This is a genomic window from Streptomyces phaeolivaceus (genome assembly GCF_009184865.1).
Taxonomy (GTDB): Bacteria; Actinomycetota; Actinomycetes; order Streptomycetales; family Streptomycetaceae; genus Streptomyces; species Streptomyces phaeolivaceus.
In genome coordinates this window covers 4,227,803-4,246,348 of record NZ_CP045096.1, presented here as the reverse complement: position 1 = coordinate 4,246,348, position 18,546 = coordinate 4,227,803, and the positions used below count along the sequence as shown (strand labels likewise).

The window sequence follows — 18,546 nt, the reverse complement described above, 5'->3', positions numbered from 1 at the left end:
CGTTTCCTCCCGCGCTCGTGGTCCGCTTCCGATCCTGGTGGTCGGTGGTGGCCGTGGGCAGAGCCGACCGGGGCCCGGGGCAGGGCCGTACGGCCCCACCCCACCCGCTGTACGGCCTCAGGCGGCGGTGAGATCCGGGCGTACGAGCGTGCCCGACCGGCCGTGGACGATCTCGTACGCCGCGTCGAGGGCCCCGATCGCCGCCAGCCCGCCGGTGCGTTCGACGAAGCGGGCGGCGGCCTCGGCCTTCGGTCCCATGGAGCCGGCCGGGAAGCCGCCGCCGCGCAGCTGGGCGGGGGTGGCGTCGAGGACGGGCCGCTGGTGCGGGGTGCCGTAGCCCTCGTAGACGTTCGGGACGTCGGTGAGGATGAGCAGGAAGTCGGCCTTGAGGTCCTCGGCGAGCAGGGCGGCGGTGAGGTCCTTGTCGACGACCGCCTCCACCCCGGTCAGCGCGCCGGTGTCGCGGTCGGCGGTGACGGGGACGCCTCCACCGCCGGCGCAGACGACGAGTGTGCCTCCGGTCAGCAGTTCGTGGATGGTGTCGGTCTCCACGATCCGCTCGGGGGCCGGTGAGGGGACGACGCGACGCCAGTCCGCCCCGTCCCTGGCGATGTGCCACCCGTATCTGCGGGCCAGGAGTTCCGCCGACTGCCGGGGATACACCTGGCCGACGAACTTTGTGGGCCGCTCGAAAGCCGGATCGTCGGCGCGGACGACGGTGTGGGTGACCAAGGCGGCAATGCGGTGGCCGGGCAGGACGTTGTGCAGGGTGCGGGCCAGCAGGGAGCCGATCATGCCTTCGGTCTGGGCGCCGAGCAGGTCCAGCGGATAGGGGGCGGTGAGGGCGCGGTCGGCGGCGCTCTCCATGGCGAGCAGGCCGACCTGGGGGCCGTTGCCGTGGGTGACGACCAGTTCGTGGTCGTGGGCGAGGGCGGCGAGCGCCGCGGCGACGCGCTCGATGTTGGCCGTCTGTACGGCGGCGTCGGGGCGTTCGCCCCGGTGCAGCAGCGCGTGTGCGCCCAGCATGGGCGGTTGCTTGGGGGTGGAAGTCCCCTGGGGGAAGAGGTGGTGCTAACCCCGAGCCGGAGGCAAGGGCGTCATCGTGAGGTGGGGTCTGGAGGAAGCCCGAGGCGAGACCTGGGTACCGAGGAACACGAACCGTGTATGAGGCGTACTGGTCGGGTGAGCCTGCACGCGAAGGTGAAGCCCGTCACTGCCAAGAAGGCCAGTGCGTAGACGCGGCGGGGATCCAGGGACAGTGATCGTTCTTACCTGGGGAGATCTGTCCGGGTGTCGGTTGTGCTGAAGATGTCGCCGCGCCGACGGTCCGTGCTGGAAGGTGCGGGCTGACCGGGCAGAAGTCAGCAGAGGCCGTAGTACCAGCCGGGATGGGCACGGTGGCTGGGAAGGGCTGAACATCGAGTGGAACGGGTGATGTGGTGGTTGCTCGTGCTGGTCACAGGGACCGCAGCAACACTGCTTCGGCGGTGCCGCGGGGGGAGGAGCCGGTGCATCCGGCGGAGCCCACGGCGGAGCGTAGTGGCCGGTCGGCGCACTCCACGGAGGACGTTCACCGCGAACAGCGTTCCTCGCTTTGGGAGTTGATGCTCTCGAAGGAGAACCTGCTCGCGGCGCTCAACCGTGTCGAGGTGAACCGGGGTGCTCCCGGGGTGGACGGTATGACCACGGCCGAACTCAGGCCGTGGATCGCGGTGCACTGGCCCGGGGTCCGGGCCGAACTCGATGCGGGCATCTACCGGCCGGCGCCGGTCCGTCAGGTGATCATCCCGAAGCCTGGCGGCGGTGAGCGGATGCTGGGGGTGCCGCGGGTGCTGGACCGCTTGATCCAGCAGGCCGTCGCGCAGGTGCTCGTGCCCATTTTCGACCCTGGTTTTTCGGGGTCGTCCTTCGGGTTCCGTCCCGGCCGGTCCGCCCATCAGGCGGTCAGGGTCGCGCGGCGTGCCATCGAGGACGGCAACCGGTGGGTCGTGGACCTTGATCTGGACCGGTTCTTCGACCGGGTCCAGCACGATGTCCTGATGGCACGGGTCGCGCGCAAGGTCACTGACCGCAGGGTCCTGAAGCTGGTTCGCAGGTATCTGGAAGCCGGGGTCATGGTGGACGGCGTGAAGACGCCGGGCAGGGAGGGGACCCCGCAGGGCTCCCCGCTCTCGCCCGTCCTGTCGAACATCATGCTCGACGACCTGGACCGGGAACTGTTCAGGCGCGGTCACCGGTTCGCACGTTACGCCGACGATCTGCGGATCTTCGTGCGGAGCAGGCGGGCTGCTCAGAGGGTGCTCGACTCGGTCACGGCCGTGGTCGAGCAGCGGCTGAAACTGAAGGTCAACCGGGTGAAGTCGAAGGTGGTCCCAGCTTCCGTCATGACGATGCTGGGGTTCGGCTTCTACTTTGTCCGGGGTGGGAAGGTCAGGGTCCGGGTCGACCCGAAGGCGGTCGAACGCCTGAAGGTTCGGCTCAAGGAGCTGACCTCGCGCCGGTGGAGCGTTGCGATGGCTGACCGCATCGCGCAGATCAACCGCTTCACCACAGGCTGGATGGGCTACTTCCAGCTCGCGGACACTCCCAAGGTGTTCCAGGAGCTGGACAAGTGGTTCCGTCGCAGGATGCGGCAGATCCGCTGGAAGGAATGGAAACGGTACGCGACCAGACGTCGTAACCTGCGGGCGCTCGGGATCGGTGAGCGTGATGCTCGGGAATGGGCGGCCAGCAGCAAAGGCTACTGGCGGGTCGCGAAGTCACCTGTTCTGGACAGGGCACTGCCCATCTCCTACTGGGACGACCTGGGCCTGAAGATGCTCAAGCCGACCTGGCAACGGTTGAGACCAGCTTGGTGAACCGCCGGATGCGTGACCCGCATGTCCGGTGGTGTGGGAGGAGGGACGGGCGACCCGTCCCTCCTACCCGATTGCCGCCGAGGGCTACGACGATGCGCATGGCTCAGGCCTCCGTGTCGGTCAGGGTCGCGACGAGCACGGCCTTGATGGTGTGCAGCCGGTTCTCGGCCTGGTCGAAGACGATCGACGCCGGGGAGGCGAACACCTCGTCGGTGACCTCCAGGCCGTCCAGGCCGTAGGTGTCGAAGAGGTTCTCGCCGAGGCGGGTGCGGCGGTCGTGCAGGGCGGGCAGGCAGTGCATGAACCTGACGTCCGGGTTTCCGGTGGCCGCGAGGGTCTTGTCGTTGACCTGGTAGGGCAGCAGCAGCTCGATCCGCTCCCGCCAGGTGTCGGCGGGCTCGCCCATGGACACCCATACATCGGTGTGCAGGAAGTCGGCCCCTCGTACGGCGGTCTCGACGTCCTCGGTGAGGGTGAGCCGGGCCCCGCTGTCCTCGCTCAACACCCGGCAGGCGGCGACCAGTTCGGCCGCCGGCCACAGTTCCCTGGGTGCGGCGATCCGCACGTCCATGCCGAGCAGGGCGCCCATGGACAGCAGCGAGTTGCCCATGTTGCTGCGGGCGTCACCGAGGTAGCAGTAGGCGATGTCCGGCAGCGGTTTGGCGCTGTGCTCACGCATGGTCAGGACGTCGCACAGGCTCTGGGTGGGGTGGGCGGTGTCGGTGAGCCCGTTGTAGACCGGGACACTTGCGTGGACGGCGAGTTCGGTGACGAGGGCCTGGTCGGAGCCCCGGTACTCGATGGCGTCGAACATGCGGCCGAGGACGCGGGCGGTGTCGGCGACGGACTCCTTGGCGCCGATGTGGGTGTCGCCGGGGCCGAGGTAGGTGGTGCGGGCGCCCTGGTCCGCGGCGGCGACCTCGAAGGCGCAGCGGGTGCGGGTCGAGGTCTTCTCGAAGATCAGGGCGAGGTTGCGGCCGGTCAGCCGGGGCCGCTCGGTGCCGGCGCGCTTGGCGGCCTTCAGTTCGGCGGCGAGGTCGAGGAGGTGCTGGATCTCGCGGGCGGTGAAGTCGAGTTCGCTCAGGTAGGAGCGGCCTCGCAGGTCGACGGTCATGGTGGCGCTCCCCTTGCTGGGTCAGGTGGCCGGGTCGCGTTCGATCGGGCAGCTCATACAGCGCGGGCCGCCTCGGCCCCGCCCGAGTTCGGCGCCGGCGACGGTGACGATCTCGATGCCCTGCTTGCGCAGGTAGGTGTTGGTGGTGACGTTGCGTTCGTAGCCGACGACCACGCCCGGGGCGACGGCGAGGAAGTTGCTGCCGTCGTCCCACTGCTCGCGCTCGGCGCCCCGGATGTCCTGCGGCGCGGACAGCATCCGTACCTTGTCGAGGTCGAGGGCCTCGGCGAGCGCGGTCTGGAGGTCGGAGTCGGGGGTGACGTCGAAGCCGGTGTCGCGGGTGTCGCTGGGCCGCAGAGTCCATGAGCGCAGGGAGTCGGCGAGGCCCGGGTAGATGGTGAAGGCGTCGCGGTCGACCATGGTCAGCACGGTGTCGAGGTGCATGTAGGCGCGGGCGGCCGGGAGTTGGACGGCGATCAGACGGTTCGCCGTGCCGTCGGCGAAGAGCCGGGCGGCCAGGTTCTCCACGGCCTGTGCGGTGGTTCGCTCACCCATGCCGACCATGACGGCCCCGTTGCCGAGGACGTGCACGTCGCCGCCCTCCAGGGTGCCCGGAACCGGGTCCATGAGAGGGGTGTCGGTGTACGTGCCCTCACCGGTGCCGGCGAACATCGGGTGGAACCGGTAGATGGCCTCGGCGTGCAGGCTCTCGCGGCGGCGGGCGGGTTTGGCCATCGGGTTGACCGACAGACTGCCGTAGATCCAGCAGGAGTTGTCGCGCGGGAAGAGGTGGTTGGGCAACGGGGTGAGCGCGAAGTCGTCCGCGCCGAGCGCGTTCCAGACCAGGCTGTGCGGGGTGGCGAGCGGCAGGTCGCTCTTCAGGATCCCGCCGATCAGATACCCGGCGAGGGTCTCCCCGTCGAGTTCGGCGCACAGTTCGCGGACCGGCTCGATCAGCGCCGGACCGACGGTGGCGGGGGTGACGACCCGCTCCAGCAGCCAGGCACGGGCTCCGGGGGCGTCGAGGGTCTGGGCGAGCAGGTCGGCGAAGTAGTGGACGCGGGCGCCGTGGTCGCGCAGGACCTGGGCGAACGCGTCGTGCTCCTCGCGGGCGCGCTTGGCCCACAGGATGTCGTCGAACAGGAGCGCGTCGACGTTGCGCGGAGTGAGACGGGCGAGTTCGAGGCCGGGGCGGTGCAGGATCACCTGGCGCAGGGGGCCGACCTCGGAGTCGACGTGGAAGGTGTGCATGGCGATGCCTTCTGACGGAGGGGCGGGCGGGGCGGGTGGAGGACGTCAGTCGTGCTGCGGGAGGCCGTCACGCTTGCGGCGGCCACCGGCGCGGCGGGCGCGCAGTCCGCGCGAGAGCCGGGGCGCGGGCGGAGGCGTCTCCGGGGCCCGAGGCTCCCCAGGCGGACTTGTGACCGGCGTGCCCGACTCGCCGTAGGTGCCCTGGCCCCGTTTCAGCCAGACATAGACCGGCACGCCCAGCAACAGCACGAACAGCCCGTAGTAGACGGTCTGGTAACCGCTGCCCTGGATCGACCAGTAGGAGAAGACGAGCGCGAGCGCGGCGACGGTGACATCCCGGGCCAGGCGGCGCGGGCCGATGCTCTCCCGCCCGCGCACCAACAGCCAGTACAGCTGAGCGGCGGCCGAGAACAGGTACGGGATCACGGCGGTCAGCACACTCAACAGCACGATCTTCGTGAACACGTCCTCGAAGCGGGTGTAGCTGAACACGGTGATCAGCGAGGCCAGCACGGTCGAGGCGACGATGCCGAAGGCCGGCACACCGTTCTCGCCGCGCAGCCGGGCGAAGGCCGCGGGGGAAGAGGCGGTCGCGGGCGGCGGCGTACGGCATCTCGGCGCACAGCATGGTCCAGCCGTTGAGCGCGCCGATTCCGGAGACGATCGCGGCGACAGCGACGGCGTTACCGGCCCAGGTGCCGCCGAAGATGTTGTTGGCGGCGTCGGTGAAGGGCGCGGTGGACTCGCCGAGGGTGCCGTGCGAGACGGTGCCGAAGACGGCGAGGGTGCCCAGGATGTAGATGACGGCGCAGACCAGGGTGCCGTAGACGGTGGCGCGGGGGACGTTGCGTCCGGGCTCACGCACCCGTCCGGCGACCACGGAGGCGGCTTCGAGGCCGAGGTAGCTGAAGAGGGCGATGGCCGCCGCGGCCGAGATCGCGCCGAGCGCCGACTGCCCGCTGGCGTTGAACTCGCCGAAGTTGTCCGGGTCGATGAACAGCAGCCCGACGGTGGCCATGAACACCAGCGGCACGAACTTCAGCACCGTGGTGACCACTTGGAAGGCGCCGGTGTTGCGTGCCCCGGTGAGGTTGATCGCCGCCGGTATCCACAGCCCGATCAGCGCGATGAGCACCGAGATCGCCGTCTTGTGGCCGGTGTTGACGAAGACCTCGACATAGCCCACCCAGGCGACGACGATCGCCGCGTTCCCGGCCCATGCGGTGATCCAGTACGACCAGGCGTTGAGGAACCCGGCGAACTCCCCGAAGGCCTCACGGGCGTAGACGTACGGACCGCCGCTCGCCGGCACCCGCTTCGACAGCGCGCCGAAGGTCACCGCCAGCGCGAGCGCGCCGAGGGTCACGACGACGAACGCCACGAGGGAGATGGGTCCGTACGGGGCGAGCGCGGAGGGCAGGGCGAAGACCCCGGTGCCGACGATGCTGCCGATGACGAGCGCGGACGCGGCGGGAAGCCCGAGAGCCACCGCGGGCTTCGCGGGCTCCCCGCTCCTGGGTGTGCTGGGCATGGCTGTGCTCCTTGCGCGGGTCGCGTGGGTGGGTCGCCTGATGCCGGCCGCCCGGGGTGGGCCGCCTGGGGCGTCGATCTGCGGACGATCCTGCTGCGCGACACCGGTCGGGGGCAGTGGCCACAGGGCCCACGGGGGTCCCGTTAGTCCTGGGATCGGCGGGCCGACCGGCCCAGTGGCGGCGCGCTCGTGTGTCAGGAGGCGGACGACAAGTACACCGCCTGTCTTGAAGCGCTGGAACAGGAACGGAAGGAAGGGCAGGGCAAGTGAGACTCGGCACCATGGCCGACCTGACGGCCGACATCACTCCCGAGAAGCGTGAGCGCATCGACGCCATCAAGGCGGAGATGGCCGATGCCGAACGCGGACACGAACTGGCCGCCCTCCGCAAGGCCCAGGGCTTCACGCAGGTTCAGGTCGCCAAGGCTATGGGGGTCACCCAGGGGCGGGTCAGCCAGATCGAGAGGGGTCTCGCCCGCCTGGACACCTCGACCATGGCCGCCTATCTGCACGCGATCGGCGGCGAACTGACCATAACGGCCACGGTGGGGAACATCTCGGTACGGCTGTAGGACACCACGTGCAGTGGGGTGACTGACGTGAGTCTGTTTCACCCCCTCCTGCGGTGAGGCGGCCCCGTGCCGACGGGTCCGGGGTCGCCTCGCAGGACTCGTCGGCAGGTGGTGTGGCGTCCGTGGCTCAGCGGCGGACAAGACTGCTCCGACGGTTGCCGGACCGCTCGGACGTCCCGTCCCGACCACCGATCGACTCACGGCGCTCCAGACGGCGCTGCCGCAGCCGTACGACGAGCGTGTCCAGCACGGCGCTCACCACGAAGGTGGCCACCGCGGAGATCACCAGAAGGACCGCGAACAGCCTCCAGAAGTCGGGCGTCAGTGAGGTACCCACAAGGCTCACCCCCTCCGGCGGGCGGGTCGTCTCACACCTCCAGGGAACAGCCGGTCAGGAGTGGGCGCAGGGTGCCGGGAGGTCTCCTCGTAGGAGCCGAGCGGCCCGGCCGGAGGACCAGGTGGCCCATGGCCTGCCGCCGGGTATCGGGCACACGCTGGACATGGCAGTAGCCCCACGCCCCGCAGGGAGGCCCGCCGTGATCACCACTCCCACCCCCAGCATGCTCCGTGCTCTGCCGGCAGAGCACCGGCAGCGGCTCATGCGCGTCGCCCGCGAGGTGTCCGTCCTCCAGGGGACGCGGCTGTTCGAGGAGGGCGGCAAGGCCGACCGGTTCTGGATCATCCGGACCGGCACCGTCGAACTCGACATGCATGTGCCGGGCCGCCGCGCGGCCGTCATCGAGACCCTCCACCACAACGAACTCGTCGGCTGGTCCTGGCTGTTCGGGCCGCATGTCTGGCACATGGGTGCCGAGGCGACGACCCCGGTGCGGGCGTACGAGTTCGACGCCACGGCCGTCCGGCTGATGTGCCAGGAGGACCAGGCGATGGGCAGCGCCGTCGCCCAGTGGGTCGGCGACGTGCTCGCCCACCGCCTGCGCTCCGCCCGGACCCGGCTCCTGGACCTGTATGCCCCCTACGGCGCCGGCACCCACGCCTGAGCCCGGCAAGGCACCGAGAGCCAGGGACCGAGAACCGGGGAAAGAGCGGGACCGAGAACCGAGGAAGAGGAGGGAGCCACGATGCACGGCACCCCGCACATCGTCAGCGACGTCATGACCCACACGGTCACCGCGGTCGGCCGCAATGCGACCTTCAAGGAGATCGTGCGGATGATGCAGGACTGGAAGGTCAGTGCCCTGCCCGTCCTGGAGGGCGAGGGACGCGTCGTGGGCCTGGTCTCCGAGGCCGACCTGCTGCCCAAGGAGGAGTTCCGCGACAGCGACCCCGACCGGTACACCCAGCTGCGCCGTCTGTCCGACCTCGCGAAGGCCGGCGGCGTGAGCGCGCAGGAGCTGATGACCGCCCCGGCGCTCACCACCCGCCCCGGCGCGACGCTCGCCGAAGCCGCGCGGACCATGGCACGGGCCAGGGTCAAGCGGCTGCCGGTGGTCAACGAACTGGGCATGCTGGAGGGCATCGTCAGCCGGTCCGACCTCCTCAAGGTCTTCCTGCGCGACGACGAGGACCTCGCCGAGGAGGTCCGCCGCGAGGTCGTCGCCTACCTCTTCCCGCCACCGGGATCAGCGGTCCGCGTCCAGGTGCACGACGGTGTGGTGAAGCTGGCCGGCCGGGTCCGGGACACCTCCCTGGTCCCCGTGGCCGCCCGCCTGGTGCGCGCCGTCGAGGGGGTGGTGGACGTGGACTTCGAGCTGGCGGGCCGGGAAGGGGCGGAGGGCTCGTCGGCTCCGACGGGAAACACGGCCACGGAGGTCAGGGATTCGGAGCCGGATGCTCGGTGAGCCACCGGCGCGCCACGGTCAGACGGGGAGCCGGTACGTCGTACCCGCGGGCGTATGTCGCCGCCGACTGCCTCACCTGTGAGCATGTTCCCGCCACCGGTCATCCCGACATCCATGCCCACACGGGCAACAGGGGGCACATCCCGAACCCACTAGGGCCGGTCGGCCCTAGTACATCCGGCCCCGGCGAGCGATGATCGTCGTCACGGGTGACCCGCAGCCCGTACGCCACCGGGGACGAGGGGCCGTCATGTCCGAGACACGCACCTTCACGGAGCAGAACCCGATCCGGGTCTTCCTGCTCGACGACCACGAGGTCGTACGACGCGGCATCACCGACCTCCTCGACGCCGAACCGGACATCTCCGTGATCGGCGACGCGGACACCGTCGAGCACGCCCTCGTCCGCGCTCCGGCGCTGCGTCCGGACGTCGCCGTGCTCGACGTACGGCTCCCGGACGGCGACGGCATCACCGTCTGCCGCGAGCTGCGCAGCCGGATGCCGGAGCTGGCCTGCCTGATGCTGACCTCGTTCGACGACGAGGACGCCCTGCTGGACGCCATCATGGCCGGAGCCTCCGGCTACGTCCTCAAACAGATCAGGGGCACCGACCTGGTCTCGGCTGTCCGCACCGTCGCCTCCGGCCAGTCCATGCTGGACCCCGCGACCACGGCCCGCCTGATGCGCTCGCTGCGCGCCGACCCCGCCGAGACACCGGCCCTGTCACCCGAGCTGGCGAGCCTGTCGCCCCGCGAGCGGGACATCCTCGCCCTGATCGGCGACGGCCTCACCAACCGGGAGATCGGCAAGAAGCTCTACCTCTCCGAGAAGACCGTCAAGAACCACATCTCCCGCCTGCTGGCCAAGCTCGGCGTCCAGCGCCGCGTCCAGGCCGCGGTCCTCGCCTCCCAGCTGGAGCAGCCGGACACTGGCGATCACCCCGGAAGGTGAGCGGCGGCGAGGGCCGTCCGGGGCCACGGTTGGGCCGTACGGCCCGTGCCCGCGCGCCGGACGCCACCCTGGTCCGGTCACCGGGTGGTGCTCCGCCTCGGCTACGGCCCCGAAGGCCCGGCCACACCACGAAGGGCCGGAGCTCGCGAGGGCCTGACATCCGGTTGATGAGGCAGGGGTCACGCCTGCGCGTGCTCCCAGGGCTTCAGGGCGCAGGCACCCCAGGAGAAGCGGCGCAGCCGCGCCTGCTGCACGTGCGTCGCGGTCTCGCCGTAGGAGGTGTTGAGATGGCGCCCCAGGACGACGACCGCCACGCTGCCCGCCCCGGCGGCCTTCAACGCTGTGGCGGCGGACTGCGCGTGGTGGCCGGTGGTCCACGTGTCGTCGATGAGCAGGACGTTCTCTCCCCATAGAGCTGAGGCCGAGTAGCGCGTGGGAGAAGCGGTACGGCCGAGCGCGCTCGCGTCCGGTGCCGGGGCGAGGATGTCGCGGTGGCGCTCGCGGGTGGGGCCGATCATGTCGGCGACCATCGTGCGCAGGGGGTGGTTCGTGCGCCCGCTGGTGCTGGGGACGGTGGTGACGATGTCGAAGCCGGGGACGGCGCAGCGGCCCGCGACACAGCCCTCGTGCAGGGTGAGGAACCGCCACAGGACGGCGGCCAGGCCCATGCGGAAATACTGTTGCTGCGGACCGGCGGTGTTCTTGTAGCGCCAGAGTTCGTTGGCGTACTGCTCACCCTTGAGGGCCAGACTGACCGGGACCACGGCGTCGGCCACGCCCGGATCGAGGATCCTGCCGGCCTCGTAGCACTGCCAGCAGGTGGGGTAGCCGGCCTTCGCCGGGCCGCGGCAGACCTGGCAGACGCCCGGGCCGGGCAGCAACGGGTGGACGAGGAAGTTGGCGTAGCGGGCGGACAGCCCGACGACGGTTGTCACCCGGGCCCGCCGGTTACGCCCAGGTCAGCTCGCCCGTGGTGGGGACCAGGGAGCCGAGTTCGCGGAAGACGTCGTCCGGACCGTCGATGACAGTGGTGTTGGGCCGGCCCGCGTACTCCCGAGCCCATTCGTGGGTCATGAGGGAACGCATCAGGAACACCCGGCGGCCGTGCTCCAGGGCGAGACGCGCCTGCATACGAGCCCCGCTGCGATAGGCGGCCTCGACCACGACGGTGGCCAGGCTGTAGCCGCTCATGACGGCGTTGCGCATCGGGAACGACGCCTTCGAGGGCGGCGAGTCCGGCCAGAACTGCGAGACGAGCAACCCCCGCTCGGCGATCTCCTCCTGGAGACGAGCATTCTGGACGGGATAGGAGCGGCGCAGACCGGTGCCGATGACGGCGACCGTACGACCACCGACGGCCAGGGCAGTACCGTGCGCGGCCGTGTCGATGCCGGCCGCCAGACCGCTGACCACTGTGACACCCCGCTCGGCGAGCCCGCCCGCGATCGCGCGCGCGTGCGCGACACCCTCCGGGGTGGGGTTGCGGGTACCGACGACCGCGACCCGCAGATCGTCCTCGACCGCGGCTCCACGCAGGAAAAGGAACGGCGGACGCTGGTGGACGAGCCGCAGGTACAGCGGGTAGTCCTCGTCCAGGATGGTCACCAGTCGCATGCCCTCGCGTTCCCAGGCGGCGATCTCGGCGGCGACGGACTCCAGGTCCACGGCGGGCTCGGTGTCGAAGAGTGCGCCTTGCCCCGAGGCGTCGAGCGCGTTGTCCAGGACCTCGCGTGCGCTTCCCACCGTCTCGACCTGATCAGTGAGCTCAGGCCACGGGCGATCACCGCGCCGCAGGAGTGCGACGAGGGCGGCTCGCTCCAGCTCCTGGTCCATGCGGCAAGTATAGGAACGGCAGACCCGGCGGGACGAGGAGCCAACGGGCTGGGCTTCTCGTGGTGATGAGATCGCAGAGTGTGACAGATTTACGGACTTGTTGCGCTACAGCTGACCCACGGTGACGGCGATTGGTCAGCTCGTTCTCATCGGGACCGATAGCCGGCTCTGCGGGCCCGGTCCACCCGGCTGACAGCGCCGGTGACGTTCAGCCGGTACTGGATCATCTGCTCGCTGACGCCGAACCGTGCCGCGGCCTCGGGCTTTGCGAACCGTCCCCTTGCGATGGCGAGGGCCGCGTCTTCCGGGACCAAGAGGACCCCGGCGAGGAACTGCGCCTCGTCCTCGATGTCCTGATCCCAGAGACGGCAACCGCGGTCGTCCAAAGCCGGAGTGGGGCGGTGGTGCAGGAGCCCGTGTGAGGCCTCGTGAGTGATGTTGCTGCTGATTCTGCCGTTGGAGTGGCCATCGTTGTGCACGATGGTCCGCTTCGACCCCGCGAAGACGGTGACCGCAGAGAAGGCGTCGGGATCTCTGTCGAGCAAGTGCTCTGCACCCTGGGATGTTGGGGCCATGCCGGAGAGAGGGACTACCGGTATCTCCAAGAAATCGGCAAGGACGAAGGGGTCGAGCCGGTCAAGAGCTCCAAGACGGAGCTCTGACCGAACCTCGAGGGCGAGAGAGTTGGCTTCGGTTTTGAAGCCCCGTCGAAACGCCATGTTGCCTTAGTCCTTCTGACGCAGCCGTTCGTAAGTGATCTTGATGACCTCTTCCAGCGCGGCGGCCGACTCCGGGGAGAGGTTGCGGTCGCTGCGAAGATAGGTGGAGATCATTGCCAGCGGCTCGGCCGCCGGCCGGTCCTCGCTCTCGGAACGGACGTAGTCATCCGCGTCGAGACCGGACCACGCGCACAGTGCTGCAAGCCCGTCCACGTCTGGCCGCTTGCCCTGGGCCATCCGGGTCAGAGTGGAGGCACTCACCCCTGAACCTGCAGCCACCTGCTTCCAGTTGAGGCTTCGCGCGAGCCGTGCGGCGTCCAGGGCCGCGTAGAAGCCTTCAGCATCAAACCATCCCTTTTTACCCATGGAGTCTCCTGCTGATTGCAATCTCGCAATCGAGCGTCTATGTTGATACTGTTCGACTCTAGCAATCGAGAGTCGTTCCTGCAATTATGATCAAGGAGGGTGGAGCATGAGCAGCACAGTAGAGCAGGCCGATGCGCAGACTCCGGGCAAGGGACACTCGGTCACCATCACGGTCAACAACAAGGCTGTGGAGATCACCGGCCCGAGAGTCACCGGCCTCCAGATCAAGGAGGCCGCCATCGCCCAGGGCGTGCAGATCGATCTGGACTTCCAGCTCTCCCAGGAGCTGTCGTCGGGTGAGACCCGCATCGTCGGCGACGCCGACGTGGTGACAGTGAACAAGAACTCCGTGTTCACCGCCGTCGCCGGCGACGACAACTCCTGAGGACGGCACAGCGTGACCCCCGCGGTGAGCAAGGCCGTCGACGAGGTACGCGCAGCCTTCCCGGACGCGGCCATCCGCGTCCGGGAAGAGCCGGACGGCGGCGCGGTCGTCCTCGTCGAAGACGTCGATCCCGGCGCGCAGTACAAGCAACGGTCCACCTGGATCGGCTTCCGGATCACGTTCCAGTACCCGTACTCGGACGTCTACCCCCACTTCGTACGCGGGGACCTCACTCGCGTTGACGGAGCCCCCCTAGGAGAGGCCATGACCTCGACTACCTTCGAGGACCGTCCCGCTGTACAGATCTCCAGGCGTTCCAACCGCCTCAACCCCGCCACGGACACCGCCGTCATCAAACTCCACAAGGTGCTGACATGGCTCCGCAGCCGATGACCGATCCCTGGACGCTGCGGATGCCGGCCGCCATGGCGACCACGCTCCGCCAGCACCTGTTCCCCGGCGACGGCGACGAGCACGGCGCCGTCATCGGAGCAAGCGTCGTCGCTACCGCCCGCGGCACCCGCCTGCTCGCACGCAGGCTGTACCTTGCCGAGGACGGCGTCGACTACGTGCCCGGGCAACGCGGCTACCGGATGCTGACCGCCACGTTCGTACGTGACCGCGTCCGAGACTGTCGATCCCAAGGCCTGGCCTACCTGGCGGTTCACTGCCACGGCGGAACCACACACGTCGGCTTCTCCGGCACCGATCTCGCCTCCCACGAACGCGGATACCCCGCCTTGCGTGACATCCTCGGCTCGACGCCCGCCGGCGGCCTGGTCTTCGCCACCGACGCGGTCGCAGGCGACCTATGGCTGCCCGACGGCGGACGGGCAGAACTCGAACGAGCTGTGATCACCGGATGGCCGATCAAGACCCTGTATCCCGAACCTCCGCCACCTCCGACGTCAGATCCGACCTACGACCGTCAGAGCCGCGTCTTCGGAGACCGAGGGCAGGCCATCCTCGCAGCGCAAAAGGTCGCCGTCGTCGGCGCCGGAGGAGCTGGCTCCCTCATCGTCGAATACCTCGCCCGGCTCGGGGTCGGCGAGCTTGTGATCATCGACCCCGATCGCGTCGAGGAGACCAACCTGCCCCGCCTTGCCGGAGCACGGGCCTGCGACGCCCGCACATGGCTGACGGACCCCGCCAGGCCGGGATGGCTCCAGTCCTTGGGGCACCGGTACGCGACCCCCAAGGTGAGGGTGGCCCGTCGGGTGGCGCGACAGGCCAATGGGCGCATTCACGTCCACGCGCTGCGAGCGGACGTCACTCAGAGCACGATCGCCGCGAACCTCGTCGACTGCGACTACCTCTTCCTTGCCGCCGACTCGATGCAGGCGCGACTGGTCGTCAACGCGCTCATCCACCAGTACCTCATCCCCGGCGTACAGGTCGGCGCCAAGGTCCAGGTCGGACCCGGAGGCGTCGTCACCGACGTCTTCAGCGTCGTACGGCCGCTGGCCCCCGGCTTCGGCTGCCTCTGGTGCAACGGATTGATCAGCCCGGCCAGGCTTCAGGACGAGGCGCTGACAGCCGAACAACTGCGCCAGCAACGGTATGTCCAGGACGAAGCCGTCCACGCCCCCAGCGTCATCAGCCTCAACGCCGTCGCTTCAGCCCATGCCGTAGACGACTACCTGCACACCGTCACCGGTCTTCTCCCAACCGGGTACGAGCCACGCTGGCGCCGATTCCATCCACTGGTGCCGACCGGACCGCAACGCGTCCGATGCGACATTCCCCGAGCTGCGGCGGACTGCACTGAGTGCTCAGAGACAGGCCGTCTCGGCCAAGGGCACAACGCTCCGCTGCCGACCAAGTAGAAAGCACTGCTTACGGGCCTGACGCGCACATACGAGGTGCGTGTGCGACCTCCAAGCCAGAGACGATCTCCGGGAAGGCGTCTTCCCAGACTTCGCGGATGTGCCTGCTGATCAGTATGCGCAGGTCGGGCCACTGGGCGAGCAGTAGGTCGCGATCGAGGAAGGCGACGAGGTCAGCGCGCTGCCCCTCCGTCAGAACAATGCGGTAGAGGCTCATCCGCTGCCGAAGCCGGTCGAGGTCGTAGGAGCGCAGACCCGACCACACGGCATGCGGTGGCAACTCGACTCGGCCATGTACCTGACCGGCAAGTTCCTCGAGTGAACTCGGCAGACGTCCCGCGTACCGGGCGCGAAGGACATCAGCTGCGGGAGGTGAGAAACTGTGCTGCGGGCCCACGGAGGGGATTGTTCCACTCACGACGACGGGCCGGGATCCTCCGAGCTCTCTGCGGCTCCGCCGAGGTCTGCCAGGATCCGCCTGATGTCCGCGGCCAACGTCGTCGGCGTCGAGACCCTGCCAGCTCGAACGGACAGAGCGCCCGGAGTGTCAGCCGGATCAGCATCCACCAGGTATCCCACCTCCGTCAGGATGCCGAACAAAGCAGCGTGGAGATGACGTCGAGCGGCTTCCTGCGCGCGGTCCGCCATGCCCATGGGCCAGCCCCGCAGCTGTTCGTCGGCGGCGGCGCGGCGGAGGCTGCGGGAGACGAACCACTCCACGCCGACCGACTCACCGCGATCCGTCACCAGGACACCGTGGGCGCGGTAGCGGTCGTCGTTGTCCGCTTCGGGGAGGCCGGCGGCTGCCAGGAGCGTCCGGATCTCCAGCCTCAATGGACCACGACTCGACGGCTGGCGCCGGTGCTGAGCACTGGTCACAGGGCATCCTCCTTGTACGGCGTGCGGGCCTGAGCGTTCATTCGACGAGAGTGATGACGCCGTCGGGAATCCAGCCCTCAAGATATCCACGCAGAAATGGACCGAGCTCGCGCGGAACCACATCGAAATCCGCATCCTCGACATCCGGCAACGGATGCCAGACATAAGAGGAATCCGTGACCGGGTGGGAACGTCCGCGAAGGCTGATCGTCCGCATTCTGCTGCGACGGACGACGAAGATACGCATCGATTCATCAAGACCGCCGCCCTCCGGCAGCGGGTTGAACCTGCCGACCACCGGAGTGCGGGCAAGGAACCAATGCGAGAAGAGCGGATCCAGGACGTGAATGACAGAGAACCGTGACGGCCGGATACGAATTACCCGAGACGCAACCGGGCGCCAACAAGACTCGCCTCGAAATCTGCACAGCAGCACACGCTCATGATGGTCGACCACAGCCAACACCGTGCGCGACGATTTCCTTCGGAATGCGCTCCTCATGCCGTGAGCGTCCGTCAGAACGGACAGCTACGCCTCCGCTGAGGCGGAATGGGATGAAGCCGAAAAACAAGGGGAGAATCGCTGAAGTGGGACCCGAATCGTCAGGTGCCCGGCGGCTGACGCTGCCACGGTCACTGACATGGCCCGGGGGCATGCCCTGACCTGCAACGATCGACCGAGCGTTCCCGAATCGGAGGGTGTGCGTTCCGCAGCGATCTCCCAGCCGCCCGCTGACCTGCGGCGATGGAGTTTTCCACAAGCCCCTCGAAGGCAAGGCGCCTGGTCAGTGTAGCGGGTGGTGGGTGGGTGGGGCGTAGGCGTTCGGGGTGGGTGGGGTGGGTAGGTCGGGGCGGGGAGTTCAGGGGGTGGTGGTGGGGTGGTCAACAAATCGTTTCTCAGGTTCGGTCCATGGGCCTAGCACAGAGCCCCGGCGAGTGCCTGGATCGTCCCGGCCTGGGGTGTTGATCTCGGTAGTGGGCCCCGGAAGCAGGTGAACACGGCACCTGTGGATCATGGAGTTCTCTACGCTGCAAGATCCACGAAGGTGCCGTGTTCGTTCCTCCATCATCTCCTGTCGCTGTCCCCGTGCCTCATGCGCCCTGCCTGGAAGCTCTCGGCGAGGGTGCTGCCAAGGAGCAAGTCCGCTGCCTGGTCGCCGAGTTCGAGTCGGTCACCGATCCGCGAGGGGCTAGTACTGCAACCGCATCTGGCGTGACGGATGGTCGGCGGTCTCGTTGGTATGACTGTGTGCTGATGCGCTGACGGTTGAGCAGGTCGAGTCGTGGTCCGAGGGGGTGGCCGGGCTCCATGCCCGGTTCGCCCACCGTTTCGGCAGGTCGGAGCCCCGCGAGCGGGCGCTGGACTACCTGAACGGACTCGTCGCGCCGCTGGAGAAGAAGAACGGGTGGACGCTGTCCGAGCAGGTCGGGCAGCTCCGCCCGGACGGCGTCCAGCGCCTGCTCAACCACTCCGACTGGGACGAGAACGCGGTCCGCGACGATGTGCGCGACTTCGTCGTGGAGACCATCGGAGCCAAGAACGCGGTCCTGATCTGCGACGACACCGGTTTCCTGAAGAAGGGCACCAAGTCCGCCGGAGTCCAGCGGCAGTACACAGGTACCGCCGGCCGCACGGAGAACTGCCAGATCGGGACCTTCCTGGCCTACGCCTCCGCCAGGGGGCGGGCATTGATCGACCGTGAGCTCTACATCCCCGTTTCCTGGACGGATGACCGTGAGCGCTGCCGCGCAGCCGGGATCGACGACGAGATCCCCTTCGCGACCAAGAATGAGCACTGCAAGTGGATGCTGCAACGTGCCGTCGACGCAGGCATCCCGTTCGCGTGGGTCACCGCTGACGAGGCATACGGGCAGGTCAAGCACCTGCGGGTATGGCTGGAGGAACGCAGGATCGCGCACGTACTGGCCACCAAGGTCAACGACACCGTGACCACGGCGGACGGCGGCGACGCCAGGGTGGACCAGTTGGTCGCCGCCCTGCCCAGGCAAGCGTGGAAGCGGGTTTCCGGGGGCCAGGGCGCGCACGGCGAACGGATCTACGACTGGGCCCGCGTCGCCATCCGCCCGTACTGGGAGAACGGCTTCGGGCACTGGGTTCTGGCCCGCCGCAGCATCAGCGACCCCACCGAGATCGCCTACTACGTCTGCTACGGATCGGTGGCCTCCCGGCTGAAAGACCTGGTCAAGGTAGCCGCCGCGAGGTGGGCGGTGGAGGAGTGCTTCCAGACCGCCAAGGGCGAGTGCGGCCTGGACCACTACCAGGTGAGGCTCTACCGGGCCTGGTACCGCCACATCACCCTGGCCATGGCCGCCCTCGCCTACCTGACCGCCGTCCGCGCCGCAGAAGCCGCAAAAGGGGCGGAGCGGACGACGAGCAAGACCTCATACCCCTCAGCGTCCCGGAGATCCGCCGACTGATCGGCCACATCATCGTCAC

The 18,546-nt window shown here is 68.8% G+C and carries 20 protein-coding genes and 2 pseudogenes; 10 read left to right on the top strand and 12 right to left on the bottom strand.

The genetic code is table 11. The features are described from left to right. Positions 1-117: 117 nt before the first annotated feature. Positions 118-1,026, bottom strand: a complete 909-nt coding sequence (locus F9278_RS19855; RefSeq protein WP_152169564.1) for a carbamate kinase — start codon at positions 1,024-1,026, stop codon at positions 118-120. Positions 1,027-1,604: 578 nt separating this feature from the next. Between F9278_RS19855 and ltrA the strand changes: the two genes are divergently transcribed. After that, positions 1,605-2,858 (top strand): group II intron reverse transcriptase/maturase, encoded by a 1,254-nt coding sequence (ltrA, locus tag F9278_RS19850; RefSeq protein ID WP_152169518.1) that lies wholly within the window; start codon positions 1,605-1,607, stop codon positions 2,856-2,858. A gap of 103 nt (positions 2,859-2,961) precedes the next feature. On the opposite strand, the gene argF is transcribed toward ltrA, so the two are convergent. The 3 genes and pseudogenes from argF to F9278_RS19835 all read right to left on the bottom strand — a co-directional run bounded on the left by argF (position 2,962) and on the right by F9278_RS19835 (position 6,754). Then, positions 2,962-3,972 (bottom strand): ornithine carbamoyltransferase, encoded by a 1,011-nt coding sequence (argF, locus tag F9278_RS19845; protein ID WP_152169563.1) that lies wholly within the window; start codon positions 3,970-3,972, stop codon positions 2,962-2,964. A 21-nt stretch (positions 3,973-3,993) separates the two neighbouring features. Continuing rightward, positions 3,994-5,223, bottom strand: coding sequence for an arginine deiminase (locus F9278_RS19840; RefSeq protein ID WP_152169562.1), 1,230 nt, complete (start codon positions 5,221-5,223; stop codon positions 3,994-3,996). Between the two features lie 45 nt (positions 5,224-5,268). Then, positions 5,269-6,754 (bottom strand): annotated as a pseudogene (locus F9278_RS19835) (APC family permease). 266 nt (positions 6,755-7,020) lie between these two features. Between F9278_RS19835 and F9278_RS19825 the strand changes: the two are divergent. Next, positions 7,021-7,326: a helix-turn-helix domain-containing protein gene (locus F9278_RS19825; protein ID WP_152169561.1), complete on the top strand. Its 306-nt coding sequence runs from the start codon at positions 7,021-7,023 to the stop codon at positions 7,324-7,326. Between the two features lie 127 nt (positions 7,327-7,453). On the opposite strand, the gene F9278_RS19820 is transcribed toward F9278_RS19825, so the two are convergent. Further along, complete coding sequence (locus F9278_RS19820) at positions 7,454-7,663, bottom strand: hypothetical protein (protein WP_152169560.1); 210 nt, start codon at positions 7,661-7,663, stop codon at positions 7,454-7,456. 199 nt (positions 7,664-7,862) lie between these two features. Between F9278_RS19820 and F9278_RS19815 the strand changes: the two genes are divergently transcribed. The 3 genes from F9278_RS19815 (at position 7,863) to F9278_RS19805 (ending at position 10,080) form a co-directional block, all read left to right on the top strand. Next, positions 7,863-8,327, top strand: a complete 465-nt coding sequence (locus F9278_RS19815; protein ID WP_152169559.1) for a Crp/Fnr family transcriptional regulator — start codon at positions 7,863-7,865, stop codon at positions 8,325-8,327. A gap of 81 nt (positions 8,328-8,408) precedes the next feature. Continuing rightward, positions 8,409-9,128 (top strand): CBS domain-containing protein, encoded by a 720-nt coding sequence (locus F9278_RS19810; RefSeq protein ID WP_152169558.1) that lies wholly within the window; start codon positions 8,409-8,411, stop codon positions 9,126-9,128. A 250-nt stretch (positions 9,129-9,378) separates the two neighbouring features. Beyond that, on the top strand, positions 9,379-10,080 hold the full coding sequence (locus tag F9278_RS19805) for a response regulator (RefSeq protein ID WP_152169557.1): 702 nt from the start codon (positions 9,379-9,381) through the stop codon (positions 10,078-10,080). A 179-nt stretch (positions 10,081-10,259) separates the two neighbouring features. On the opposite strand, the gene F9278_RS19800 is transcribed toward F9278_RS19805, so the two are convergent. The 4 genes from F9278_RS19800 to F9278_RS19785 form a co-directional block, all read right to left on the bottom strand. Beyond that, positions 10,260-11,015 carry a hypothetical protein gene (locus F9278_RS19800; protein WP_152169556.1) on the bottom strand — a complete coding sequence of 252 codons (756 nt, stop codon included), beginning with the start codon at positions 11,013-11,015 and terminating at the stop codon, positions 10,260-10,262. Between the two features lie 13 nt (positions 11,016-11,028). Beyond that, entirely contained in the window at positions 11,029-11,913 is an 885-nt protein-coding gene (locus F9278_RS19795; protein ID WP_152169555.1) for a DNA-processing protein DprA, read from the bottom strand. Between the two features lie 146 nt (positions 11,914-12,059). Then, the gene (locus tag F9278_RS19790; protein WP_152169554.1) at positions 12,060-12,632 is read right to left on the bottom strand and encodes an ImmA/IrrE family metallo-endopeptidase; all 573 of its coding nucleotides are present in this window, start codon (positions 12,630-12,632) and stop codon (positions 12,060-12,062) included. A 6-nt stretch (positions 12,633-12,638) separates the two neighbouring features. Next, the gene (locus F9278_RS19785) at positions 12,639-12,998 is read right to left on the bottom strand and encodes a helix-turn-helix domain-containing protein (RefSeq protein ID WP_152169553.1); all 360 of its coding nucleotides are present in this window, start codon (positions 12,996-12,998) and stop codon (positions 12,639-12,641) included. Positions 12,999-13,104: 106 nt separating this feature from the next. On the opposite strand from F9278_RS19785, the gene F9278_RS19780 reads away from it, so the two are divergent. From F9278_RS19780 to F9278_RS19770, 3 genes are read left to right on the top strand one after another with little or no spacing between them, the layout of a single operon-like run. After that, a complete protein-coding gene (locus tag F9278_RS19780; RefSeq protein ID WP_152169552.1) occupies positions 13,105-13,383 on the top strand; it encodes a multiubiquitin domain-containing protein in 279 nt (92 codons plus the stop codon). Positions 13,384-13,395: 12 nt separating this feature from the next. Then, positions 13,396-13,776 carry a hypothetical protein gene (locus F9278_RS19775; protein ID WP_152169551.1) on the top strand — a complete coding sequence of 127 codons (381 nt, stop codon included), beginning with the start codon at positions 13,396-13,398 and terminating at the stop codon, positions 13,774-13,776. After that, on the top strand, positions 13,758-15,209 hold the full coding sequence (locus F9278_RS19770; RefSeq protein ID WP_152169550.1) for a ThiF family adenylyltransferase: 1,452 nt from the start codon (positions 13,758-13,760) through the stop codon (positions 15,207-15,209). The genes F9278_RS19775 and F9278_RS19770 overlap by 19 nt, the downstream gene beginning before the upstream one ends. Before the next feature lie 10 nt (positions 15,210-15,219). Here F9278_RS19770 and F9278_RS19765 read toward each other — a convergent pair whose 3' ends face one another. From F9278_RS19765 to F9278_RS19755, 3 genes are all read right to left on the bottom strand, one after another. Then, positions 15,220-15,606 carry a hypothetical protein gene (locus F9278_RS19765; RefSeq protein ID WP_152169549.1) on the bottom strand — a complete coding sequence of 129 codons (387 nt, stop codon included), beginning with the start codon at positions 15,604-15,606 and terminating at the stop codon, positions 15,220-15,222. 17 nt (positions 15,607-15,623) lie between these two features. After that, positions 15,624-16,043, bottom strand: a complete 420-nt coding sequence (locus tag F9278_RS19760; RefSeq protein WP_152169548.1) for a hypothetical protein — start codon at positions 16,041-16,043, stop codon at positions 15,624-15,626. Positions 16,044-16,125: 82 nt separating this feature from the next. Then, complete coding sequence (locus tag F9278_RS19755; RefSeq protein ID WP_152169547.1) at positions 16,126-16,590, bottom strand: hypothetical protein; 465 nt, start codon at positions 16,588-16,590, stop codon at positions 16,126-16,128. A 549-nt stretch (positions 16,591-17,139) separates the two neighbouring features. On the opposite strand from F9278_RS19755, the pseudogene F9278_RS19745 reads away from it, so the two are divergent. Both F9278_RS19745 and F9278_RS19740 read left to right on the top strand, forming a co-directional pair. Further along, a pseudogene (locus tag F9278_RS19745) lies at positions 17,140-17,280 on the top strand (ISAs1 family transposase); the annotation flags it as partial. A gap of 68 nt (positions 17,281-17,348) precedes the next feature. Then, a complete protein-coding gene (locus F9278_RS19740) occupies positions 17,349-18,527 on the top strand; it encodes an IS701 family transposase (RefSeq protein ID WP_152166950.1) in 1,179 nt (392 codons plus the stop codon). The last annotated feature ends 19 nt before the right edge of the window (positions 18,528-18,546 follow it).